Origin of the sequence: Paraburkholderia sp. MM5496-R1, assembly GCF_050436205.1 — a bacterium.
Lineage (GTDB): Bacteria > Pseudomonadota > Gammaproteobacteria > Burkholderiales > Burkholderiaceae > Paraburkholderia > Paraburkholderia tuberum.
Genome location: NZ_JBNDLT010000001.1, coordinates 1,257,920 through 1,279,519 on the forward strand (window position 1 = coordinate 1,257,920; position 21,600 = coordinate 1,279,519).

The 21,600-nt window shown below is 62.5% G+C and carries 18 protein-coding genes and 1 pseudogene; 16 read left to right on the forward strand and 3 right to left on the reverse strand.

Going from position 1 to position 21,600, the window contains the following annotated elements:
• Window positions 1-138 precede the first annotated feature (138 nt).
• The 4 genes from OKW38_RS06105 to OKW38_RS06120 all read left to right on the forward strand — a co-directional run bounded on the left by OKW38_RS06105 (window position 139) and on the right by OKW38_RS06120 (window position 3,169).
• Window positions 139-648, forward strand: a complete 510-nt coding sequence (locus tag OKW38_RS06105; protein WP_429360496.1) for a DUF1269 domain-containing protein — start codon at window positions 139-141, stop codon at window positions 646-648.
• A 146-nt stretch (window positions 649-794) separates the two neighbouring features.
• Entirely contained in the window at window positions 795-1,922 is a 1,128-nt protein-coding gene (locus OKW38_RS06110; protein WP_429360497.1) for an aminotransferase class V-fold PLP-dependent enzyme, read from the forward strand.
• A gap of 353 nt (window positions 1,923-2,275) precedes the next feature.
• On the forward strand, window positions 2,276-2,908 hold the full coding sequence (locus OKW38_RS06115; protein WP_429360498.1) for a hypothetical protein: 633 nt from the start codon (window positions 2,276-2,278) through the stop codon (window positions 2,906-2,908).
• Window positions 2,909-3,169 carry a hypothetical protein gene (locus tag OKW38_RS06120; protein ID WP_090811598.1) on the forward strand — a complete coding sequence of 87 codons (261 nt, stop codon included), beginning with the start codon at window positions 2,909-2,911 and terminating at the stop codon, window positions 3,167-3,169. It abuts the gene before it with no gap.
• Window positions 3,170-3,367: 198 nt separating this feature from the next.
• Here OKW38_RS06120 and OKW38_RS06125 read toward each other — a convergent pair whose 3' ends face one another.
• Entirely contained in the window at window positions 3,368-3,766 is a 399-nt protein-coding gene (locus OKW38_RS06125; protein ID WP_090811596.1) for a VOC family protein, read from the reverse strand.
• 462 nt (window positions 3,767-4,228) lie between these two features.
• Here OKW38_RS06125 and OKW38_RS06130 point away from each other — a divergent pair, with 462 nt between their 5' ends.
• From OKW38_RS06130 to OKW38_RS06145, 4 genes are all read left to right on the forward strand, one after another.
• On the forward strand, window positions 4,229-4,567 hold the full coding sequence (locus tag OKW38_RS06130; protein ID WP_429360500.1) for a P-II family nitrogen regulator: 339 nt from the start codon (window positions 4,229-4,231) through the stop codon (window positions 4,565-4,567).
• A gap of 28 nt (window positions 4,568-4,595) precedes the next feature.
• Window positions 4,596-6,020, forward strand: coding sequence for an ammonium transporter (locus OKW38_RS06135; protein ID WP_429360502.1), 1,425 nt, complete (start codon window positions 4,596-4,598; stop codon window positions 6,018-6,020).
• A gap of 51 nt (window positions 6,021-6,071) precedes the next feature.
• Entirely contained in the window at window positions 6,072-6,443 is a 372-nt protein-coding gene (locus OKW38_RS06140) for a hypothetical protein (protein WP_260321070.1), read from the forward strand.
• A gap of 135 nt (window positions 6,444-6,578) precedes the next feature.
• Window positions 6,579-7,745, forward strand: coding sequence for a porin (locus OKW38_RS06145; RefSeq protein ID WP_429360503.1), 1,167 nt, complete (start codon window positions 6,579-6,581; stop codon window positions 7,743-7,745).
• Window positions 7,746-7,962: 217 nt separating this feature from the next.
• On the opposite strand, the gene OKW38_RS06150 is transcribed toward OKW38_RS06145, so the two are convergent.
• Together OKW38_RS06150 and OKW38_RS06155 are read right to left on the reverse strand one after the other, a co-directional pair.
• Window positions 7,963-9,765, reverse strand: coding sequence for a hypothetical protein (locus OKW38_RS06150; RefSeq protein WP_429360504.1), 1,803 nt, complete (start codon window positions 9,763-9,765; stop codon window positions 7,963-7,965).
• Window positions 9,766-10,091: 326 nt separating this feature from the next.
• Window positions 10,092-11,789: a sigma-54-dependent Fis family transcriptional regulator gene (locus OKW38_RS06155; protein WP_429360505.1), complete on the reverse strand. Its 1,698-nt coding sequence runs from the start codon at window positions 11,787-11,789 to the stop codon at window positions 10,092-10,094.
• Between OKW38_RS06155 and OKW38_RS06160 the strand changes: the two are divergent.
• The 8 genes and pseudogenes from OKW38_RS06160 to aspA form a co-directional block, all read left to right on the forward strand.
• Window positions 11,700-12,347: pseudogene (locus tag OKW38_RS06160) on the forward strand (alpha-ketoacid dehydrogenase subunit beta); the annotation flags it as partial. The gene OKW38_RS06155 and the pseudogene OKW38_RS06160 overlap by 90 nt on opposite strands.
• Window positions 12,348-12,350: 3 nt before the next feature.
• Window positions 12,351-13,460: an acetoin dehydrogenase dihydrolipoyllysine-residue acetyltransferase subunit gene (locus OKW38_RS06165; RefSeq protein WP_429360506.1), complete on the forward strand. Its 1,110-nt coding sequence runs from the start codon at window positions 12,351-12,353 to the stop codon at window positions 13,458-13,460.
• 5 nt (window positions 13,461-13,465) lie between these two features.
• Window positions 13,466-14,434, forward strand: a complete 969-nt coding sequence (gene lipA / locus OKW38_RS06170; protein WP_429360508.1) for a lipoyl synthase — start codon at window positions 13,466-13,468, stop codon at window positions 14,432-14,434.
• A 188-nt stretch (window positions 14,435-14,622) separates the two neighbouring features.
• Window positions 14,623-16,026 (forward strand): DNA-binding protein, encoded by a 1,404-nt coding sequence (locus OKW38_RS06175; RefSeq protein WP_429360510.1) that lies wholly within the window; start codon window positions 14,623-14,625, stop codon window positions 16,024-16,026.
• A gap of 212 nt (window positions 16,027-16,238) precedes the next feature.
• Window positions 16,239-17,153 carry a LysR substrate-binding domain-containing protein gene (locus OKW38_RS06180; protein ID WP_429360511.1) on the forward strand — a complete coding sequence of 305 codons (915 nt, stop codon included), beginning with the start codon at window positions 16,239-16,241 and terminating at the stop codon, window positions 17,151-17,153.
• Between the two features lie 122 nt (window positions 17,154-17,275).
• The gene (locus OKW38_RS06185) at window positions 17,276-18,571 is read left to right on the forward strand and encodes a dicarboxylate/amino acid:cation symporter (protein WP_090811568.1); all 1,296 of its coding nucleotides are present in this window, start codon (window positions 17,276-17,278) and stop codon (window positions 18,569-18,571) included.
• Complete coding sequence (locus OKW38_RS06190) at window positions 18,568-20,034, forward strand: aspartate/glutamate racemase family protein (RefSeq protein ID WP_429360513.1); 1,467 nt, start codon at window positions 18,568-18,570, stop codon at window positions 20,032-20,034. The genes OKW38_RS06185 and OKW38_RS06190 overlap by 4 nt, the downstream gene beginning before the upstream one ends.
• Window positions 20,035-20,129: 95 nt before the next feature.
• Window positions 20,130-21,548, forward strand: coding sequence for an aspartate ammonia-lyase (gene aspA, locus OKW38_RS06195; RefSeq protein WP_429360515.1), 1,419 nt, complete (start codon window positions 20,130-20,132; stop codon window positions 21,546-21,548).
• Window positions 21,549-21,600 lie beyond the last annotated feature (52 nt).

Here is a 21,600-nt window from a genome sequence, read left to right on the forward strand (position 1 = left end):
TTTGTAAGCTGGCATACAGCGGCGACCAGCCATCCAAACACGGCACGCACCTGCCCAGAGCCAACTTTTTGCCTGCCGCAGGCGTACGATGAACGGCATAGTCCCGTTTGAGGACGGCTTGATTGATGGAGGGTCGAGATGAGACGTCTTTATTTCCTCGCATCTGACACGTCGACGGCGAAGGCGATCGTAGACGACCTGCTGCGGACGCGGATCACATGGCGACATCTCCATGTTCTCGCGAATCACAGCGTCGCACTCGAACAGTTACCCGAGGCAACTTTGCTGCAGAGCAGCGACGTCGTGCACTCGCTCGAACGAGGCGTGGCGCTCGGCGGTGCGACCGGAGCGCTTGTCGGCCTCGTGGCGCTGGCGTTTCCTCCCGCGGAGCTCGCAATTGCGGGCGGAGCCGTCGTCGCCTTGACGTTGGCGGGTGCCGGCTTCGGGGCCTGGACGGCCGCGATGATCGGCGTCGCCGAACCGAATGCACGACTCGAGCGCTTTCGAAACGCCATCCGTGACGGCCAGCTCCTGATCATGGCCGACGTGCCTGGATCGCGCGAACAGGAGATCGAGCAGATGGTCGCGCAGCATTTTCCGAAGGCCGATATCGAGGGCGCGGAGCCCACGACACCGATCTTCCCCTGAGAAGCAGTCGGGACGAGGCGAGCGGCGCCACCTTTGGCGCGACTGCGATCGAAGAAGGGCGGGGACGTCTCGGCCGATACCGTTGCAGGCGGCTTTCGTTAGAATCTGTCTTCGATTCTTTTACTCGTCAATTACCGGAGGCGAAGGTGCCAGGTTTACTTCCCGATGTCGACCGCGATGGACTCCTCGAATATTCGGTCGTCTACACCGACCGATCGATCAATCACATGTCGCAGCTCTTTCAAGGAGTCGTACGCGATATTTCCGGCGCCCTGAAAAAAGTCTACAACGCGAAGTCGGCCGTTATCGTCCCGGGCAGCGGGACTTTCGGCATGGAAGCCGTCGCCCGGCAGTTCGCGACGAACAGGAAGTGTCTGGTCATCCGCAATGGCTGGTTCAGTTTCCGCTGGTCGCAGATTTTCGACATGGGCGACATTCCGTCTGAATCGGTGGTGTTGAAGGCGCGTCCGGTCGAACGAGGTAGGCAGGCCGCATATGCACCGGCTCCGATCGAAGAAGTCGTCGCTGCGATCAAGGAAAACAAGCCGGATCTGGTCTTTGCGCCGCATGTCGAAACCGCATCCGGGATGATGCTGCCTGATGCCTACTTGCGCGCGGTGTCCGACGCGGTGCATGCCGTCGGCGGCATGTTTGTACTGGATTGCATCGCCTCCGGTACGATCTGGGTGGACATGCAGGCCAGCGGCATCGATGTCCTGATCAGCGCACCGCAAAAAGGATGGAGCGCGTCACCTTGCTGCGCAATGGTCATGCTCAGCCCTCTCGCCCGCGAAAGAATCGACGCAACGACCAGCACCAGTTTCGCTTGTGATCTTGGGAAATGGCTGCAGATCATGGAAGCCTACGAGAACGGCGGGTTCGCCTATCACGCCACGATGCCCACGGACAGTCTCGCGACGCTGCGCGACGTCATGAAGGAAACCGAGGCATATGGCTTCGAGAATGTCAGAGCCGAGCAGCTTGAACTCGGCAAGCGCATTCGCTCGCTCATGAGTGACAAAGGTTTCAAAAGCGTGGCGGCTGAAGGTTTTCAGGCTCCTGGCGTCGTGGTCTGCTATACGGACGATGACGGCATACGATCCGGCAAGAAATTCGCCGATGCCGGCTTGCAGATCGCGGCCGGTGTTCCCCTTCAATGCGACGAGCCAGAAGACTTCAAAACCTTCCGCGTCGGATTATTTGGCCTGGACAAACTGCATGACGTCGAAGGTGTGGTCGCCAGGCTCGCCAAGGCGTTGGACAGTATTCTTTAGAGCGTTTTTCCAAAGCACGTGCGCGTGGCTCGCTCTCGCGACCGGCCGCCGCACGGCGCCGCGAAACTTCATTTCTCATCCGACGCATCAGTCGGATAACCTTTTCAGTCTGCTCTTTTCATCCCGCCAGGATACCAGCTCTCAATCGGAGTTTCTAACACGCTTTAATTCGGGGTTTTTTGAGATGGTGCCTTGTTGCACAATCGGGCCTCCTTTATTGCCTGTGAGGCACTATGCATTCAGTTTCCCTAGGCTCTCATCGCGGCGCCCACGAAAGGCGGCACGGACATTTCTTTTCGATCAGCCTTAGCAGATCGTTCTACCTTCACATCGAGTCTCCCTGGCTGTTTGACGTGGACCGGTGGTTCCACTTTGCATTGCCGGCGAGCGTACCTCGCGAAGCACACGACGACACTGTGCAGGCCATGGAAGAAGCGCGCGCAGCGTGGCTACAACATAGCCCGTCCGTGCTGGCGTCGCATCAGTCATACGAGTTACGCGATATGCTCGGCCGGAGTGAAAACCGCTTTCATATGCACAGGATGGACGACCATGAGATCGCCAAGGCCCTATACAAAGAAGTGAAGAACGGCAACCTGCCCTTTGTTCCCGAACGGGACAAGATGCGCAAGTGCGTGCAGGCGATACGGCAGCAGCGGGAAAAGGCTTCCCGCTCAGCCGCCGTGCGCGCGCAGAAACCGGCCAACGCGGACATGCTAAGGTCGCTCTACCGCGACACCCCACGCGTGCCGCAGAACTTCGACAATGCGCAGCCGTTCAAGTACACACCGGACGCGATAAGCGACGATGTGCAGAGCATCGCGGCGCGCGGAGTGAGCGAAGCGCACGACGCAGAATGCCACGCGCAGTACGAACGAGACATGGACGAATGCACTGCCTATCGGATGGCAATGGGTGGGCAGAGATTCATGGATGTGTGCTCGCAGAGAGCATTTCAGAACTATCAACGATGCAGAGGATATTGAATGGCAACTCACCCCCAAAAGCGATGTGTCGTGGTCATGTGGTCGGAGGAAAAGCAGGCACTGGTCTCCTATACGCTTGACGTTGAAAAGGTGCTGGCGGTTACCACGCGACAGTTTCCTTTAGAACTGCCGGTGGCCGACTACAACAATACGCTGGACGATGAGTTCGCGCGTCGGTTCGGCGCGGCGACGCTCAATCTTCTCGCTCTCTCAAATCCTGAACTCAGGCCGTTCATCAAGATTACCTCGGCTAACGACTGACTTGCTGAATGGAAGCCCTCGACGGGATCATCGGGGGTGACGAATGCATCAGGAAGTCAACCGAATGTTAGGTTCACTGAACAGTAGCCGACCCGATCCCGTCGACCGCTCGCGCCGCCTCGACGGCAATTTTCAAGTCGAAACGGGTACCGCTTCGAAAATAGGCCGGTGTATAGCGTGTTCGGGGCTTTGCGAATGCTACGGAGTCATGGGATCGTGACAACAAACGCAAATCCTGTTTCCCTCCGGGTCGCGGAAGTACCCCCCGTAATAGTCCGGGTGATAGCGTGCTCGCAAGCCGGGAGGACCTTCGCAAGAACCTGAGTTTGCCAGCGCGCTAGCGTATGCGTTGTCGACTGAACGACGATCAGGCGCAAGCAATGCCACCATTTGACCGTTTCCGTGTTCTGCGGAGTTGCCATCATATGGCCTGCCGATAAGGAAGAGCGGGCGCGGCATACCCTCAGCCATCCAACCAGCCCACGGTTTATCTGGCTCGCAAAACTTCAGTCGATGTCCCAACTCGCTCATGACGGCCGAATAGAACTTCAACGCACGGTCAAAGTCACTAACCCCAACGAAAACATGCGAAATCATCCTGATCTGTTCCTGTTCCTGTTCCTGTTCGAGTTGCGATGTCCTTGCACGTTATCACGGCGGAGTTGCGCTCGACCTCTTGAACGCTCGCGAGCGTCGGGCGTGCGAGTGGAAAACTGGAAGCTTCGATTAATGAATATGTAATGACAAGCGGCAGAACCGTGCACGCATGCCCCCGATTGGGCGGACGACGGGAAAACGCGCTCGCACATGGTGCCTGGGTACACGCCATCTGTACACCGCATTCCGCCAAGAAGCCTTCTGACAGTGCTGCCGCCCAATCCCGCTCCCTTCCTCACAACATCCATCTGACCGCTGAAGGACCCGAAGTTCGGCTCCTCCGATAACTCCCCGCTCCAGTACCTGCCGTGCAAATGGCATGACAGTTGCTTTGAACGTCTCCGCGCTGAGCCACGGTCATTCGCGGCCAACATCGGGATCGACGGTCAACGGAGAGGCAAATTGAAACTAATCAGTGCGGTCATCAAGCCATTCAAGCTTGATGAGGCTCGAGAAGCCTTGTCATCGCTTGGCGTCTCTGGAATCACGGTTACGGAGGTCAAGGGTTTTGGGCGTCAGAAAGGGCACACCGAACTGTATCGGGGCGCGGAGTACGTCGTCGATTTCCTGCCGAAAGTGAAGATCGAGGTCGCCGTCCCGGACGACATCGTCGATCAGGCTATCGAGGCGATCGAGCGTGCGGCGCGTACCGGAAAGATTGGTGACGGGAAGATCTTCGTGACGCCGACCGAACAGGTGATCCGGATCCGCACGGGCGAGACCGGCGCCGACGCCCTATAAAAAAACACTGGGATAAGAGGAAAGAAAAATGCGCAAACTGTTGATGACGTTGTTGATGGCCGGCTCATTGCTCGCCGGCGGGCTGGGCTCCGCATTCGCGCAAGACGCCTCGGCGCCCGCGGCCGCCTCCGTACCGGTCGCGCAAGCGTCCGCGGCTCCAGCGGCACCGGCCGCGGCGGATGCCGCTGCATCGGCACCGGCCGCCCCAACCGCACCGTTCTCGGTCGATTCATCGAAGATCAACTCCGGCGACACCGCGTGGATGCTGACCTCCACCGCGCTGGTGCTGTTCATGACGATCCCGGGTCTCGCGCTGTTCTACGGCGGCATGGTCCGCAAGAAGAACGTGCTCGCGACGCTGATGCAAAGCTTCGCGATCACCTGTGTCGTGACGATCGTCTGGACCGTGGTGGGCTACAGCCTCGCGTTCACGCCTGGCAGCTCGTTCATCGGCGGCTTCTCGCGCGTGTTCATGACGGGCATGAACTACATCAAGGGCGACAAGGCCACGACGCTGACCGTCAGCCACCTCGCGCCGACGATCCCCGAGACGGTCTACTTCGTCTACCAGATGACCTTCGCGATCATCACGCCGGCGCTGATCACCGGTGCGTTCGCGGATCGCATGAAGTTCTCGGCGATGCTGGTGTTCATGACGCTGTGGTCGATCATCGTCTACTCGCCGATCGCGCACATGGTGTGGGAGCCGAGCGGCTGGCTGGCTAGCGCGGGCATCCTCGACTTCGCGGGCGGCACGGTGGTGCACATCAACGCCGGTATCGCGGGTCTGGTCTGCTGTCTGGTGCTCGGCAAGCGCGTCGGCTATGGCAAGGAAGCGATGGCGCCGCACAACCTGACGCTCACGCTGATCGGTGGCGCGATGCTGTGGGTCGGCTGGTTCGGCTTCAACGCGGGTTCGGCCGTGGCAGCGGATGGCCGTGCCGGCTTCGCGATGTTCGCGACGCAGGTGGCGACCGCCGCGGCGGCGCTCGCGTGGATGTTCGCCGAATGGGCAGCCAAGGGCAAGCCGTCGGTGCTCGGTATCGTGTCGGGCGCGGTCGCGGGTCTGGTGGCGATTACGCCGGCGTCGGGCTTCGTCGGCACGCTCGGGGCGCTCGTGATCGGTATCGTCGCGGGTGTGGTCTGCTTCTGGTCGGCCACGTGGCTCAAGCACAAGCTCGGTTACGACGATTCGCTCGACGCGTTCGGCGTGCACTGCGTGGGCGGGATCGTCGGTGCGCTGCTGACCGGCGTGTTCGCGGTCAAGGACATCGGCGGCGCGGACGGTGACGTGATGCTGCAACTCAAGGGTGTCGCGACGACGCTGATCTACAGCGGGGTGGTCTCGTTTGTTCTGCTCAAGGCAATCGACGCAGTGATGGGGTTGCGTGTCGCCGAGGAAGAAGAGCGCGAAGGACTGGACCTGGTGCTGCATGGCGAGGCGGTCGAATAACGGTTGCGCCGCGGATGGAGCGGGTACGACGGTCACTTTCCGTTCGCGGGGGTGGCCGCCGGTACTGCCGAAGCTCGCCCGGACGAGCGAGGAGGTCGTGCCGGGTTCGAGCAACCGGATTTCCGCCAGCCGATGAAAAAGAATAATCAGCAGCATGTTGTCGTACTGGTCGTTCTCATATCGCAAATCGCCTTTTTGGCAATGTTCGCATTCGCCGAACCTGTCGTCAGGCATAACAGATGGCTCGCCGCAGGATTCGGATTCGACTTTTTATTCGGACTGATTCTGTCGGTCGGCTTTGTCGGGATGTGGCGCACGCGCGCCGTCGATTCAGATTTTCTCGGATTTCTTCTGGCCAATCCGGTTGATCTGGCGATCGTGATTGCGACCGCCGGTCAGCTAGTGGCCATTCTGCTTGTTTGATGCGATTGGAAAGCACATTTCGATTTAGAAGCAGCTCGGCGCGAGCTGACCATCCCAGGTGGAATGTCCCGGGATGGAACTCCAATTAAGAAAAAGCTGTTCTATTTTTCTGTAGTCGCAAATGGGGCATAAGACATGAAAAAAACCTTGCTGGCAATTGGGGTCCTCGGCGCATTTTCGGTTTCCGCGTATGCGCAAAACAGCGTGACCCTGTACGGTCTTATCGACACGGGACTCATCTATACCAACAACCAGGCCGGTCATAGCAATTGGCAAATGGCGACCAGCTCCACGCAGAATACGGTGTTTGGCCTCAAGGGTACCGAAGATCTGGGAGGTGGTGTTCGTACGATCTTCAAACTCGAGCAGGGCTTCAATCTAAACAACGGTAGCCAGGCCTTTCCGGGTGACGCCTTCGGTTCTCAGGCCTGGGTCGGGTTGCAAAGCGACAATCTCGGCACCGTGACGTTGGGTCGCCAGTTCGATGTGCTGAACGACCAGCTCGGACCGATCACCGCGGGGAGCAACACGTGGGGTGGCAACCTCGCTGCACACCCGTTCGAGAACGACAACCTGGCGGCTGATTCGGTGGTCGTCAACAACTCGGTCAAGTATGTGAGCCCGACCTATGCCGGTGTGACGTTCGAAGGCATGTATTCGTTTAGCAACAAGGCGGGAGGATTCGCTGACAATCGCGCGTACGGCTTTAGCGTAGGTTATGCGCAGGGCCCAGTGAATCTTGCTGGCGGGTACCTGCAGTTCAATAACGCAGGCGGTGGCGTATCGGGCACGAATCCGAATGGGGCAATCGCGCAGGCCGACGGCAGCGCGAACTTCATCGCGGAGCGCCAGCGTATCTGGGGCGCCGGCGGCAATTACACGTTCGGCCCCGCAACTGTCGGATTCGTGTGGAGCCATACTCAGATCGACAACATGGCGGGCGTCATCTCGCTGGGCCTCGGCAGCTATCTGCCGCTTGGCGGTAATCTGCGATTGGACAATTACGAGGTGAACGCACACTACTCGGTGACGTCTGCGTGGAGCGTATCCGGTGCCTATACGTTCACTGACGGTGCTTACAACCAGGGTGCCACGAAAGCCTCTCCAAAATGGAATTCAGTCATGCTGCAGACCGACTATTCGTTGAGCAAGCGTACCGACGTGTACCTGGAAGGCGTCTATCAGCATGTTCATGGCGCGCCGGCGGATTCCGTGCTCGCAGATGCGATGATCAATACCCTCTCGCCATCGTCGACGGGCACGCAGGTCGCGGTCACCGTGGGACTGCGACACCAGTTCTGATCTTCTGATTGCACGAATCGTGCGCTGTAGCGATGCGGCTGTGGGCGTAACGTGGTGCACGGACACAGCCGCGTTGCAACAGAGGTCGCCTGACTCGCAACTCGTCGCCCCGGGCTAGGAGACCTATCGCGGTCTGGGCCGGGACGGGTTATCCGTCAACGTCTTACGCAGGTCGGATCGACCGTAGGCAGCGCGCGCACTCTGCGAGTGCGGACGCTCAGCTATCGGGATGGCTCGCGACAAAACTCGCGAACGCATTGTACGGAAGCCCAAGCGCCGTGCCGTTGATCACCAGACCGTAAGTTGCGTCCCCGCTATCGAGCTCGTAATACATCGCCGATTGAATGTTCTTCGTCTTTCTCGCCTGATAGTAAGTGAGCAGGCGCGACGTGATGTAGTTGGCCCGGTACGCCTCGGTCTTCTCCGGTCCTGTGTTCCATTCCGAGATCACGAAGGGGACGCCATATCGGGCCTTGCAATAAGTGGGCAAGTCGAAGCCCGGACCGGACCCGTCGGAGCCGATATCGAAGATGTCGCCGTACACCTCGTAGTTGTGCCACGTAGTCAAGTCCCACCTGACGGTCGGATGGCCGCTCGTGCCATCGGGCTGCTTGCCATCCCACAGAGCGTCGGATGCGCCGGTGTCCGCGACGCAAAAGTTGACGCCGCATTTAGCATCCGCCTGCACCGACTTGACGCCATCGATCATGCCGCGCATCACGCCGCGCATCAGCGGCCAGTTCGCATTGTTGAAGTCGACGACGCTCGTTCCTGCGTTGGTGGAGTCGAGAATGATCCCGTTCGCGCGCGTCAGTTCGTTGCCGCATTCATACAGGGTCACGCCGTGGGGTTGCAACGCCGTCGCGACAGTTACCGCGCAATTGAAGCCGCGTGTGTAGGCGGCCGATTCGCTCGTGAACAGGTTGCCGTTACCGTCGTAGATGCCGGCATCGATCAGCACGAAAAGGGTCAAGCCCGCTGGCTGGAATGCTTGTGCCAACGCCACGACCGCGGCGAGTTGCGGTGCGTAGTCGGTACAGCTGAGCCGGTACGTCGAGCAGCCCAGGGCTTGCATGATCGACACGAGCTGCGACGTGGAATACAAATAATCGTAATGCCCGTTGATACCGTGAAACGAGCCGGCCGGCGCCGCGGTCGCGATGCGCGGATCGTTGCACGGCAACCATTCATCCGCATCGGCGCACACGTAGAACTGACCGCCGGTCGATTGTGCCCAGAACTTGCCGCCGTACCACAGCAGAAGCGCAGCATTCGACATCGTGCCGACGGCACTCCGATTGCGGTACACGACACCGTTCACGACGGTCCATATCGCGCCGACCTTGTCGATCAGATACGACGCGGGCGGGATCATGGTGCCGTCGGCGGAGGTGCCGCCCAAACGTGGGTCATTGCACGACTGCCATCCCGAACCATTCCATCCGTAAAATTGGCCGCCGGTTCCCTCGTGATAGATCGTACCCCCGTACCAGAGTATCAACGAGACGTTGTAGGTGTTGCCCGCCGCGACAGCGTTCCTGTAGACAGATCCGCCGACCAGGGTCCACGACGCGTTCTGACTGTCGATAATCACCGTCGCCGGGGGGATGGTCGTGTTCTGTGGCGAAGCGTTCGAAGCGTTGCCGGGTGACCCCGAGTTCGGGTTCGATGGAGCGCCAGAACTGTCGCCCGAGGTCGAGCCGGACGTACCGGTGGACGCCGTTCCAGTCGAGGCGGTCGGCGCCGAGCCGTTCGCCACCGTCGTCGTGCCGCCAGTCGAAGTCGTAATACCGGAACTGGTCGTGCCCGTCGAGGTCGCGATACCGGAGGTTGCCGTGCCCGCAGAGGGTGCCGCCGTCGTGCTCGACGGGTTCGTGGAATTGCCCGTGGAAGAGCCGCCGGCATCCGCAGTACCGCTATCACCACCACCACCACCACCACCACCACCGCCGCACGCGCTCAATACGACGCTTCCGCCGAGCGCAGTGAGACAACCAAGAAATTGACGTCGCGCAATCATGACAATAGCGCGAGCTGCCGCGAGGCGGCCCGCAAGGAATCCGGAGAGAAGTTGGGGAGTCCTTCGGGTCGCGAGTGCGTCGCGTGAGCCGCTCAGGACATTCGATGCGCGGTCGTGGGTGGTCTCTCGTTGCGACCGATCACTGAGTCCGGCAAGTCATGCCTGTCTGTCGGCACAAACTGCGCATGGGAGCAGGGTTGTGCCGAAATAAAATCTTTTCGCTCGCGATAGACGAACCGCGAAAAGATTTCACTCTGCGGGTGAGGGCGTGGGAATCGGACGCTGTCTGCACAGCGGCAGACTCAGACGGGCGATCGCGATGCCGCTTATGTGCGATGCGGCCCGACGATGCCCAGCCGCGCGATGCGCCGGTACAGCGTCGCGCGCGATATGCCTAATGCCAGCGCGGCGGCGTTACGCCGCCACCGGCAACGCGTGAGTGCCGCGACGATCCGTGCCCGCTCGTCGTCGGCGCTGGCCAGCGACGTGGAGTTCGCCGCGAGCGCCGGCGTGACGGCGGCCGCGAGTTGCGCCGCGAAGTCCGGCGACACGTGCCGCAACTCGACGCGAGCCGAATCGCAGACCGCGCAGGCATAGCGCAGCACGTTGCGCAGTTGCCGGATGTTGCCGGGCCACGAAAAAGCGGCAAGACGCCCGGCAAATTGCGGATCGAGCATCAGCACATGCGTGGCCGCCTGCGCTTCCTCGTTGAACACCGTATCGATCACATCGCGGATATCGGTGCGCTCGCGCAGCGGCGGTATCCGCAGCGTCGCACCGCTCAGGCGATAGTAGAGATCTTCGCGGAACGATCCAGCTTCGACCATCTGCATCGGATCGCGGTGTGTCGCGCAGATCACGTCGATATCGACGCGCACCGGCGTATCGCCGCCAAGCGGCACCACTTCGCCCTCGGCGAGTACACGCAGCAGGCGTGTTTGCAGGCCGAGCGGCATGTCGCCGATTTCGTCGAGAAACAGCGTGCCGCCATGCGCGAGGGCGATCTTGCCGCGCGCGCCGCGACTGCGCGCGCCGGTGAACGCGCCAGGCGCATAACCAAATAGCTCGCTCTCGATCAGCGGCTCCGGAATCGCGCCGCAATTCACGGCGACGAACGGCCGCGTGCGCCGCGAACCCGAGTCGTGCACCGCGCGCGCGAACACCTCCTTGCCGACACCGGTTTCGCCGAGCAGCAGAACCGGGAGCCGCTTGCCGGCGATCCGCAATGCGACTTGCGCGTTGCGCGCGATCCGTTCGTCCGAGCTGTGCAAAAAGCGGCTCATCGCGCCGATGCTGCCGTCCGCATGCGGATCGGCCGGCCGTGTCGCGACGAGCGGGCGAGCCGCGCGTCTCATCGGCGCGCGAATGCGGGCATACAGCATCGCGCCGGTCGCGCGCAGCCGCAGCGCCACGATCATGTCGGTGCGCGCGACGTCGTGCAGACGGACCTCGGACGTGTCGAATATCTCGTCGATGTGACGCGGCCCGTCGAGCCCCGCGATGTTCTCGTGCGCCTTGCGGTTCGCGGCGGCGATGTTGCCGCATTCGTCGAATGCGATCAGTGCTTCGGGCTGTGCTTCGACGAAATGGCGGCTTTGATGGCCGAACAGGATCCAGTGCTGCGCGGTCTGATTCAGAAAGTAGCCATCCTCGATCAAACTCGCGCTTTGCCGCACCAGCTGAAAAACCAGCCCTTGGCTGTCGCGGTTGTCGGGCGATTGAATCGCCGATGCATCGAGCACGCCGATCAATTCGCCGGTCGGCGCGAAGATCGGCGAAGCGCTGCACGTGAGCGTCGTGAACGCGGCCCGGAAGTGATCGGTCTTGTGCACGGTGATCGGCGCGAGATCGGTGAGTACGTTCGCGATGCCGCAGGTGCCTTCTTCGCGCTCGGACCAGCACGAGCCGATATACAGGCCCGCATGCTTGAAATCGTTGCGCCAGTCGTGATCCGCACGATGCAGGGCGCCGGCCTGCGCGCGGCCGCGCAGCACTCGCAGATGCTGACGTCGATGTTCACCCATATCCCCGGCCTGAAAGTGGTGTGCCCGTCGACGCCGTACGACGCGAAGGGCCTGTTGATCCAGGCGATTCGCGACAACGACCCGGTCATCTTCTGCGAGCACAAGCTGCTGTATGGCCGCGAGGGCGACGTGCCGGAAGAGTCGTATGCGATTCCGTTCGGCGAAGCGAACGTGGTGCGCGAAGGCGACGACGCGACCATCGTGACCTATGGCCGCATGGTTCACCATGCGACCGATGCCGCCGAAAGGCTCGCGAAAGAGGGCATCCAGGTCGAGGTGATCGATTTGCGCACGACCTCCCCGCTCGACGAGGAAACGATCCTGGAAAGCGCCGAGCGCACCGGGCGCGTCGTCGTGGTCGACGAGGCGAATCCGCGCTGCTCGATTGCGACCGATATCGCCGCGCTGGTCGCGCAGCGCGCGTTCCATTCGCTGAAGGCGCCGATCGAACTCGTGACCGCGCCGCATACGCCCGCGCCTTTCGCAGGCGTGCTCGAAGATCTGTATATCCCGTCGGCCGAGAACATCGCCGTGGCCGTGCGGAAAGTAAGGAGCTGAGCAATGCCGATTCACATGATCACGATGCCCAAGTGGGGGCTGTCGATGGAGCAGGGACAGGTCAACGGCTGGCTGAAGGAGGTTGGCGAAAAAGTCGCGAAGGGCGACGAGATACTCGATGTCGAGACCGACAAGATTTCGTCGGGCGTCGAGTGCGCTTTCGACGGCACGCTGCGCAGGCAGATCGCGCAGCCGGGCGACACGCTGCCGATCGGCGCGCTGCTCGGCGTCGTCGCCGACGAAGCGAGCTCCGAGGCCGATATCGATGCGGCGGTCGAGGCGTTCCAGCGCGACTTCGTGCCGGCCACCGCGGACACGGCGGAGGCCGGACCGCAGCCGCAAAAGGCGCAGATCGGCGGGCGCACCGTGCGTTACCTGAAGATCGGCGACGGCGGCACGCCCGCGGTGCTGATCCATGGTTTCGGCGGGGATCTGAACAACTGGCTCTTCAATCACATGGATCTCGCCGCGCATCGCGCCGTGTGGGCGCTCGATCTGCCGGGGCATGGCGAGTCGGGCAAGGCGGTCGACACGGGCAGCCTCGACGAACTGGCCGACAGCGTAATCGCGTTTCTCGACGACCGGGGCATCGAGCGCGCGCATCTCGTCGGCCATTCGATGGGCGGCGCCGTGTCGATGACGGTCGCCGCGAAGGCGCCCGAACGCGTCGCCTCGCTGGCATTGATCGCCGGCGCGGGGCTCGGCGACGAGATCAATCGCGAGTACATCGAAGGATTCGTCGAGGGCAGCAGCCGCAACGCGCTGAAGCCGCATCTGGCGAAGCTTTTTGCCGACGGGTCGCTGGTCACGCGGCAACTGATCGAAGACATCGTCAAGTACAAGCGGCTCGAAGGCGTGAACGACGCGTTGCGCAAGATTGCCGCGTCCGCGTTCGAAGGCGGGGTGCAAAGCCGCGTCTATCGCGAGCGGCTCGACACGCTCGCGCCTCGCACGCTGGTGATCTGGGGCGCGCAGGACCAGATCATTCCGGCCGCGCACGCGCAGGGGCTGCCCGCTCAGGTGCGTGTGCACGTGATCGACGGCAAAGGACACATGGTGCAGATGGAGGCCGCATCGGAGGTGAACCGCCTGCTCAACGAGTTCTTCGGATAACCGCAATGGACGCCGCTCCTCATACCGACAGCCTCACGGCGCTTGGCCAGCATGGCAAGCGCAACCGCGACAAGCTCGCCCGCATTCCCGTGAAGATCGTGCCGGCGGACGATTCGACCGTATTGCCGAAGCCGCCCTGGCTGCACGCGCGGCCGATGATGAGCGAAACCGTCGCGGGCATGGCGGCGGTGCTGCGCGAGCACAGCTTGCATTCGGTCTGCGAGGAGGCGATGTGTCCGAACATCGGCGAGTGTTTCGCGCAGCGCACGGCGACATTCATGATCATGGGAGGGATCTGCACGCGGCGCTGTGCGTTCTGCGACGTCGCGCACGGACGGCCGCAAGCGCTCGACGACGACGAGCCCGCGCGGCTTGCCGACGCCGTCGCGGCGCTCGGGCTGCGTTACGTCGTGATTACATCGGTGGACCGCGACGATCTGCGCGACGGCGGCGCCGCGCACTTCGCGCGTTGTATTGCGCTCGTGCGCGAGCGCGTGCCGGGCATTCGCGTGGAAATCCTGACGCCGGATTTTCGCGGGCGAATCGACCGCGCGCTCGATGCTCTGTCCGTGGCGTGGCCAGACGTTTTTAATCACAACATCGAGACGGTGCCGTCGCTGTACCGGGCGGCGCGGGCAGGCGCGGACTACCTCGGCTCGCTCGAACTGCTATCGCGCGCGAAACGCCAGAACGCGGCGGTGTTGACCAAATCCGGCCTGATGGCCGGGCTCGGCGAGACCGACAGCGAACTGCTGGCAACGATGCGTGATCTGCGTGCCCATGACGTCGACGTGCTGACGATCGGCCAGTATCTCGCGCCGTCGCGGTTTCACATGGCGGTGCGGCGATACGTGCCGCCCACGACGTTCGACATGCTACGCGACGAAGGTTTGAAGATGGGGTTCATGGAAGTGGTGTCGGGGCCGCTCGTGCGTTCGTCGTATCACGCGGATCGGATCGCGGGAAAGCTCTGAATGCATGTGCGCCGGACCTTTGGCGGCGCAATCCGACGAATACCTCCCCGTAACCTCGGCTTTTCGGACGATTGACCGCCGGGGAAGTACTCGACAATTCGTAGGTATGCGAGGCGTGTCCCGGCGCGGGGCCGCCTCCCGAACGACGAAACGGTATTCGTCACCACGTGCACTTTGTCGAGGCAGGCATGTCAAGCAACATTACGATCACGGACGAACTCGTCGCCGAAATCGCAAACCGGTTGGCCGAAGAAGGCGAGAAGGTGTCTCCGGTAGCCATCTGGTCCGAAGTCCATACAGGCTCGGTGGTCGCGGTGGCAGCGGCATTGCGCAAGTGGCGTGAAACGCGCGCCCCGCGGGTGCCGCAGGTCGTCGAACGTCCGGCTTTGCCGGAAACCGTGACGGACACCATGCGCGATGCGCTCGACCGGCTATGGAGCTCAGCGCAGGATGAAGCGGAACGCGCGGTGGCGCGACGCCTCGCCGCGATGCGCCAGCGTGTCGAGGACGCCAGCAACGAGCGCGACGACGCGCTCGCGGAACTGCAAACCACCGTCCAGGAACTCGATGCGCTGCAAGTCCAACTGGATAAGATGACGAGCGCCTACGACGAGAAAGTCGACGCAGTAGCCGGTCTCGAAGAGGACATTGCGCTCGCCGTGCAACGGACCGACGCGGCGGAGAAGCGCGCGCAGGAACTTGCCGAGCGCGTTTCGCTCCTCGAAGCGGAACTGCAGAGCGCGGAACTGGCCGCGGAGCGCCGACCGGTTTCGCACGAGGAGACCGACGCTGTGGGCGAGGGCGAGGTGGCGAACGAGTCGGCTGGGTCAGTCGTCGAAACGCCGGCCGACGAAACGGAGCGTGCGGCGCTGGAAGCGGCGCATTCCGAAGCGGTCGCTCGTCTTCAAAGCGAGCTCGAAGCGATTCGCGCGGAGCTGCAGGCCGAGCAGGAAGCGCACGCGGCCCGCCGGGAAGAGGTCGCGGGCGCGCAGGCTGAACGGAATGCCGCCGCACTTGAATTGCAGAATGTCCAGACGCAGATCGCCAGCCTGACCGATGAGCGTAACGCGGGCGCCTCCGAAATCGCGAGACTGTCGGCCAGCTTGTCCGAGGCGCAGGAGCGTGCCGACGCGGAGCAGCAGCGCGCGGCCGAACTGGCCGAAAGCGCGGTGGCGAGCGAGAACGTCGCGGGCCTGGAGTCGGCCTCGCCGGTGACTGCCGACTCTCAGCAGCTCGAGGCATTGAAGGCGCAGATGACGCGCGACGCGGACGCGCATGCCGCCGCAATTGCCGAAGCGCGGGAGACCGTCAGGAAATGGTCCGACTACTCGAACGCACTGAAGCAGCAACTGGCTCAGGCGAATGAAAAAATGGTGGTCGTCCTTGCCCGCGGCGCGGGCGAAGCGACATTGAGCCGCCGGCTTGCCGCTGAACTGGCCCAGCTCAAGCCGGAGCATGAATTGCTGCGCAAGGAGATTCAGCAGCAGGTGCTCGTCGAAACGATCAGCGCTCAACTCGAGAAACAAGGCTACCGCTACGACGAGAAGACGGGTGCGGTGTCGAAGCTGAACACCGAAACCTCGCCAGCGTGACGGGATCGTTGATGGGGTGGCGCGCGTCGCGAGCATGGCGACGCGCAATGGGCTCGTAGGGAGGGCTCGCACTACGGGATCGATGATTACCTTGAAGTACCTGTGCATGGCGGTTTGACGCCGGTCCGATAGTCAGCGTGCGGCAAGGCCAGGCGTAGAATTGCGGGCGCAGCGGCGAGTCCATTCGTCGCCGGACCGGAGACCGATGGCTGATGGAAATCAAGTGGATCGAAGACTTCATCGCGCTCGCCCGCTATCAGAGCTTTTCCCGGGCGGCGGAGTTTCGCAACGTCACGCAGTCGGGTTTCAGCAGACGGATCCAGTCGCTCGAACAATGGGTCGGCGCCGATCTCGTCGATCGCAGCGGCTTTCCGCCGACCCTGACCCCGGCGGGGCAACTGTTTCGTGACGCGGCCGAAGACATCCTCGACAAGCTGTTCGACACGCGCGCCATCATTCGCACCGAACAGCGCATCGCCGGCACGAGCCTGCAGATCGCAGCCGGCCACACGATCGCGCTCAACTTCCTGCCCGCGTGGCTGCGCACGCTGTCCAAGCATGTCGGCGAAGTACGCGCGCGCGTGATTCCGGCGAACGTGCACGATTCAATACTGATGCTGGTCAACGGCAACTGCGAGCTGATGTTCGCTTATCACCATCCGCAGCTGCCGTTGCATCTCGATCCGACCAGGTATGAATGCGTGACCGTGGGCGTCGATACTTTCATGCCGGTATGCAGGCCCAATCAGCGGCTTGCGCACGTCTACCGTCTGCCCGGCGTGATCGAACATCCGATGCCGTTCATCGCCTATACGGAGACGAGCTACTTTGGGCGCTGCTTCGCGTTGCTGATGGAGCAGAGCAAAGCGTCGCCCGCCTTGCATCTTCACTATGAATCCGACATGGCCGAGGTCGTGAAGAAGCTCGTGCTGGAAGGCGAGGGTGTCGCCTGGCTGCCGAAGAGCTCGATCGCCGCCGAACTCGACAGCGGCCAGCTTGTCGCCGCCGGCCGCTCCGAATGGCAACTGGAGCTGGAGTTGCGCGTGTATCGCGACCTCACGAACCGCACTGAACTGCTCGATACGCTGTGGCGGCATCTGCGGGCCTCGTCGGGGTCAGCCGGATAGCGCCGATAGGGTTATCCCGCGTTATGCGAAACTTGCATAGCCGTATGCAACACTAGCATTCACGTCTTTTCTGCCGTCTCTAGAATTCCGTCCAGTCACAAATAATCTCAGGACGGAGACACATGAAGAATCGGCTTACCCTCTACATCCTCGCCGGCATGCTGCTCGGCGTGGCCGTCGGTTATGTCTGCCATCGCACGGCGGCCGATGCCGCGCAGGCGAAGGAGATCGCCGGCTACTTTTCCATCGTCACCGATATCTTCCTGCGGCTCGTGAAGATGATCATCGCGCCGCTGGTGTTCGCCACACTCGTGTCAGGTCTCGCCGGCATGGAAGGCACGAGCGACGTGCGCCGCATCGGTCTGCGCTCGATCGCGTGGTTCCTGTGTGCGTCGCTGTTCTCGCTCGCGCTCGGCCTCGTGCTCGCGAACCTGCTGCAACCGGGCGCGGGCTTGCACATGTCCCAGACGAGCGCTGACGTGGCCACCGGCCTCAACACGTCGAGCCTGAACTTCAAGGACTTCGTCACACACGCGTTCCCCACCAGCATCGTCGATGCGATGGCGCGCAACGATATCCTGCAGATCCTCGTCTTCTCGGTGATGTTCGGCATCGTGCTCAGCGTGATCAAGTCCGACCCGCGCGTCGCGCCGCTGATCGCGGGCGTCGAAGGGCTCGTGCCCACCATGCTGAAACTGACCGACTATGTGATGCGTCTCGCGCCCGTCGGTGTGTTCGGCGCGCTGGCATCGGCGATCACGGTGCATGGCCTCGACGTGCTGACGACGTACGGCAAGCTCGTCGCCAGCTTCTATACGGGGCTCGCGCTGCTGTGGGCGGCGCTGATCCTCGCCGGCTACGCGTTTCTCGGCAAGCCGGTCTGGGCCTTGCTCAAGGCGATCCGCGAACCCGCGATGCTGGCGTTCTCCACCGCGAGCAGCGAGGCGGCGTATCCGCGCCTGACGGAGAAGCTGGAGGAATTCGGCGTCGACAAGAAAGTGGTGGGCTTCACGTTGCCGCTCGGCTATGCGTTCAATCTCGACGGCTCGATGATGTATCAGGCCTTCGCCGCGATCTTCATCGCGCAGGCGTTCGGCATCGACATGCCGATCGGCACGCAGATCGTGATGCTGCTCGTGCTGATGGTGAGCAGCAAAGGCATGGCGGGTGTCGCGCGCGGCTCGGTAGTGGTCGTCGCGGCCGTGGCGCCGATGTTCCATTTGCCGCCATCGGGCGTCGTGCTGGTGCTCGCGATCGACCAGATTCTCGACATGGGGCGCACGGCGACCAACGTGATCGGCAACAGCATCGCGACGGCAGCCATCGCGAAGTGGGAGGGCCAGCGCGTGACGCGGCAGGAACGCCGCACGGCGATGGCGACGGCTTCGTTCGGCCAGCTCGAAGGCGAGACGAAATGAGCGGCATCGACGCAACGTCTGCCACGAGCGCGCGCAAGTTCGGCGTGGTGGGCGGGCTCGGCCCGCTCGCGAGCGCGGACGTGTTCTTCAAACTGATCAAATCGACGCCGGCCACGCGCGACGCCGAGCACTTCGATGCGATCTTCGAGCAGCAGCCGTTTCGCAGCGCCGATGCCGACAGCGAGACGTTGACGCAGCGCAAGCTGTACATCTTCGATCTGATCAGCAGCTTCGAGAAGCGCGGCGTGACGACGGTCGTGCTGCCGTGCTTCCTGAGTCACACGTTCATCGACGAGCTGAAAGCCAATTCGCCGCTGCAGATCATCGACATGATCGATGCGGTGCGCAGCCACGTGCGCAGAAGATTCCCCGCGGTGCGCCGCGTGGGCGTGCTCGCGTCGGCGCATACGCGGCGCAGGCGCCTGTTCGAGAAGTACTTCGCGGCGCCCGAGTTCGAAGTGATCCACCCGCGCATCGGCGACGGCATCGATTTCGTCACCGAGGCCGTTTATGGCGAGGATGGCGTGAAGAGCGGCAATCTGCGTGGCCGTCCGGCCGAGTTGCTGCGGGCGGCGTGCGAGGACCTGATCGAACAGGGCGCCAACGTCATCGTGCCGGGGCTCACCGAGATCGCGCTGGTCGCGGACGAACTCGGTGCGTTGCGCGTGCCGCTCGTCGATTCGAACCTGGCTTATGCGCAGTACGTGGTGTCCGGCCAGTACCACACGCCCGAGACGATCTTCAAGGTCGGCGTGGTGGGCGGCGTGGGTCCGGCGGCCACCGTCGATTTCATTCACAAGATCGTGCGCGCGACGCCCGCGCGGCGCGATCAGGACCACATCAAGCTGCTCGTCGAGCAGAACCCGCAGATCCCGGATCGCACGGAGAATCTGATCGGCGACGGACCCGACCCGACCATCTCGCTCTATGCGACCTGCAAGAAACTCGAAACGGGCGGCGCGGATCTGATCGCGATCCCGTGCAATACGGCGCATGCCTTCGTCGAGCGGATACAGCCTTATCTCGGCGTGCCGATCGTCAATATGCTGACGGTGACGGTGCGTTATCTGCGCGAGTCGTTTCCCGCGCTGCGCTCGGTCGGCGTGCTCGCGACTTGCGGCACGCTCGCGAGCGGCGTCTACGAAAAGGCGCTCGAATCGCACGGCTTGCGGCAGGTCGTCCCGGCACCCGCGCTGCAGGCGCGCGTGATGGACGCGATCTACGGCAAGGAAGGCGTGAAGGCCGGATTCACGGCGGGGCAGTGCCAGCAAGACCTTGCCGCGGCGATCGACGGGCTTATCGCCGACGGCGTCGAAGTAATCGTTCTCGGCTGCACGGAACTGCCGCTGCTGATTCGCGAGCCGTATGTGATCGGCGCGAACGGCGCGCGCGTGAGCGTGGTCGATCCGACCGACGTGCTCGCGAAGCAGTGTGTCGCCTGCGCGACAGCGCCGCCGCGATAGCTCAACCGCATCACCCAGTCAATGCGACGGACCTGCACACGAGGTGTGCCGGATGACCCCGCTCGCCTGTCGATTTCAGAACCTGAGAGGTAATCATGCTTGCACCGACCGAACGTATCGAACACGACCTTCTCGGCGATCTCGCCGTGCCCGCGACCGCGTACTACGGCGTACACACGCTGCGCGCGCTGCAAAACTTTCCCATCACGGGTATTCCGATCTCCGTGTATCCGAACCTCGTCAACGCGCTGGCGAGCGTGAAACAAGCCGCCGCACTCGCGAATTACGATCTCGGCCTATTGAGCGCAGTGAAGATGCAGGCCATCGTGCACGCATGCTGGCAAGTGCGCTCAGGCACCGCGCACGAGCATTTCGTCGTCGACGTGATTCAGGGCGGCGCGGGCACGTCGACCAACATGAACGCGAACGAGGTCATTGCCAATCTCGCGCTCGAACATCTCGGGCAACAGCGCGGCGAATACGCGGTTCTCCATCCGAACGAGGACGTGAATCTCGGCCAGAGCACCAACGACGTCTATCCGACCGCGCTCAAGATCGCCACGTACGCGGGCATCATGCAACTGGTCGACGCGATGGGCGTGTTGCGCGCATCGTTCGAACGCAAGGCGGTGGAATTCGGCAACGACCTGAAGATGGGCCGCACGCAGCTTCAGGACGCCGTACCGATGACGCTCGGCCAGGAGTTCAGCACCTTCGCTGTGATGCTCGGCGAAGACGAAGAGCGGCTGAAGGAAGCGGCTCAGCTCATCTGCGAGATCAATCTCGGCGCGACGGCGATCGGCACCGGCATCAATACACATCCGGAATACGCGCAGCTTGCATGCAGGCACTTGAGCGAAATAACCGGTATCGCGTTGAGCACGTCGCCGAATCTGATCGAAGCGACGCAGGATGTCGGTTCGTTCGTGCAGCTCTCCGGCGTGCTGAAGCGCGTCGCCGTAAAACTCTCCAAGACCTGCAACGATCTTCGCCTGCTTTCGAGCGGTCCTCGCGCGGGCCTCGGCGAAATCAACCTGCCGCCGGTGCAGGCGGGTTCGAGCATCATGCCGGGCAAGGTGAATCCGGTGATTCCGGAGGTCGTCAACCAGATCGCGTTCGAAGTCATCGGCAACGATGTGACGGTGAGCTTCGCCGCCGAAGCGGGGCAGCTCCAGCTCAACGCGTTCGAGCCGATCATCGCGCACAGCCTGTTCAAGAGCGTCGCCCATTTACGCGCAGGGTGCCTCACGCTCGCGTCGAAATGCGTCGACGGCATTACCGCGAATCACGAGCGGCTGCGCGCGATCGTCGAGAGCTCGATCGGCATCGTGACCGCGCTGAACCCGTACATCGGCTATACGCACTCGACCGAAGTCGCGAAGGAAGCGCTTGCGTCGGGCAAAAGCGTCGCGCAGATCGTGATCGACAAAGGGCTGTTGAGTCAGGCGCAGCTCGACGAGATCCTTCAACCCGCCATGCTGACGCAACCAAGAAAGATGTCGTCGGCGGCGTGAGCGACGAAGGTTGTTCCGGTCACAGGTCGCGTGCATACGCACGCGACTCTTT

Bases quoted from the DNA above. Each gene is read 5' to 3' on its own strand.
- OKW38_RS06135 (WP_429360502.1), top strand. From the start codon at position 4,596: ATGCGCAAACTGTTGATGACGTTGTTGATGGCCGGCTCATTGCTCGCC.
- OKW38_RS06145 (WP_429360503.1), top strand. From the start codon at position 6,579: ATGAAAAAAACCTTGCTGGCAATTGGGGTCCTCGGCGCATTTTCGGTT.
- OKW38_RS06120 (WP_090811598.1), top strand. From the start codon at position 2,909: ATGGCAACTCACCCCCAAAAGCGATGTGTCGTGGTCATGTGGTCGGAG.
- OKW38_RS06155 (WP_429360505.1), bottom strand. From the start codon at position 11,789: ATGGGTGAACATCGACGTCAGCATCTGCGAGTGCTGCGCGGCCGCGCG.
- OKW38_RS06175 (WP_429360510.1), top strand. From the start codon at position 14,623: ATGTCAAGCAACATTACGATCACGGACGAACTCGTCGCCGAAATCGCA.
- OKW38_RS06105 (WP_429360496.1), top strand. From the start codon at position 139: ATGAGACGTCTTTATTTCCTCGCATCTGACACGTCGACGGCGAAGGCG.
- OKW38_RS06150 (WP_429360504.1), bottom strand. From the start codon at position 9,765: ATGATTGCGCGACGTCAATTTCTTGGTTGTCTCACTGCGCTCGGCGGA.
- OKW38_RS06125 (WP_090811596.1), bottom strand. From the start codon at position 3,766: ATGATTTCGCATGTTTTCGTTGGGGTTAGTGACTTTGACCGTGCGTTG.
- OKW38_RS06165 (WP_429360506.1), top strand. From the start codon at position 12,351: ATGCCGATTCACATGATCACGATGCCCAAGTGGGGGCTGTCGATGGAG.
- OKW38_RS06185 (WP_090811568.1), top strand. From the start codon at position 17,276: ATGAAGAATCGGCTTACCCTCTACATCCTCGCCGGCATGCTGCTCGGC.
- OKW38_RS06190 (WP_429360513.1), top strand. From the start codon at position 18,568: ATGAGCGGCATCGACGCAACGTCTGCCACGAGCGCGCGCAAGTTCGGC.
- aspA (WP_429360515.1), top strand. From the start codon at position 20,130: ATGCTTGCACCGACCGAACGTATCGAACACGACCTTCTCGGCGATCTC.
- OKW38_RS06180 (WP_429360511.1), top strand. From the start codon at position 16,239: ATGGAAATCAAGTGGATCGAAGACTTCATCGCGCTCGCCCGCTATCAG.
- lipA (WP_429360508.1), top strand. From the start codon at position 13,466: ATGGACGCCGCTCCTCATACCGACAGCCTCACGGCGCTTGGCCAGCAT.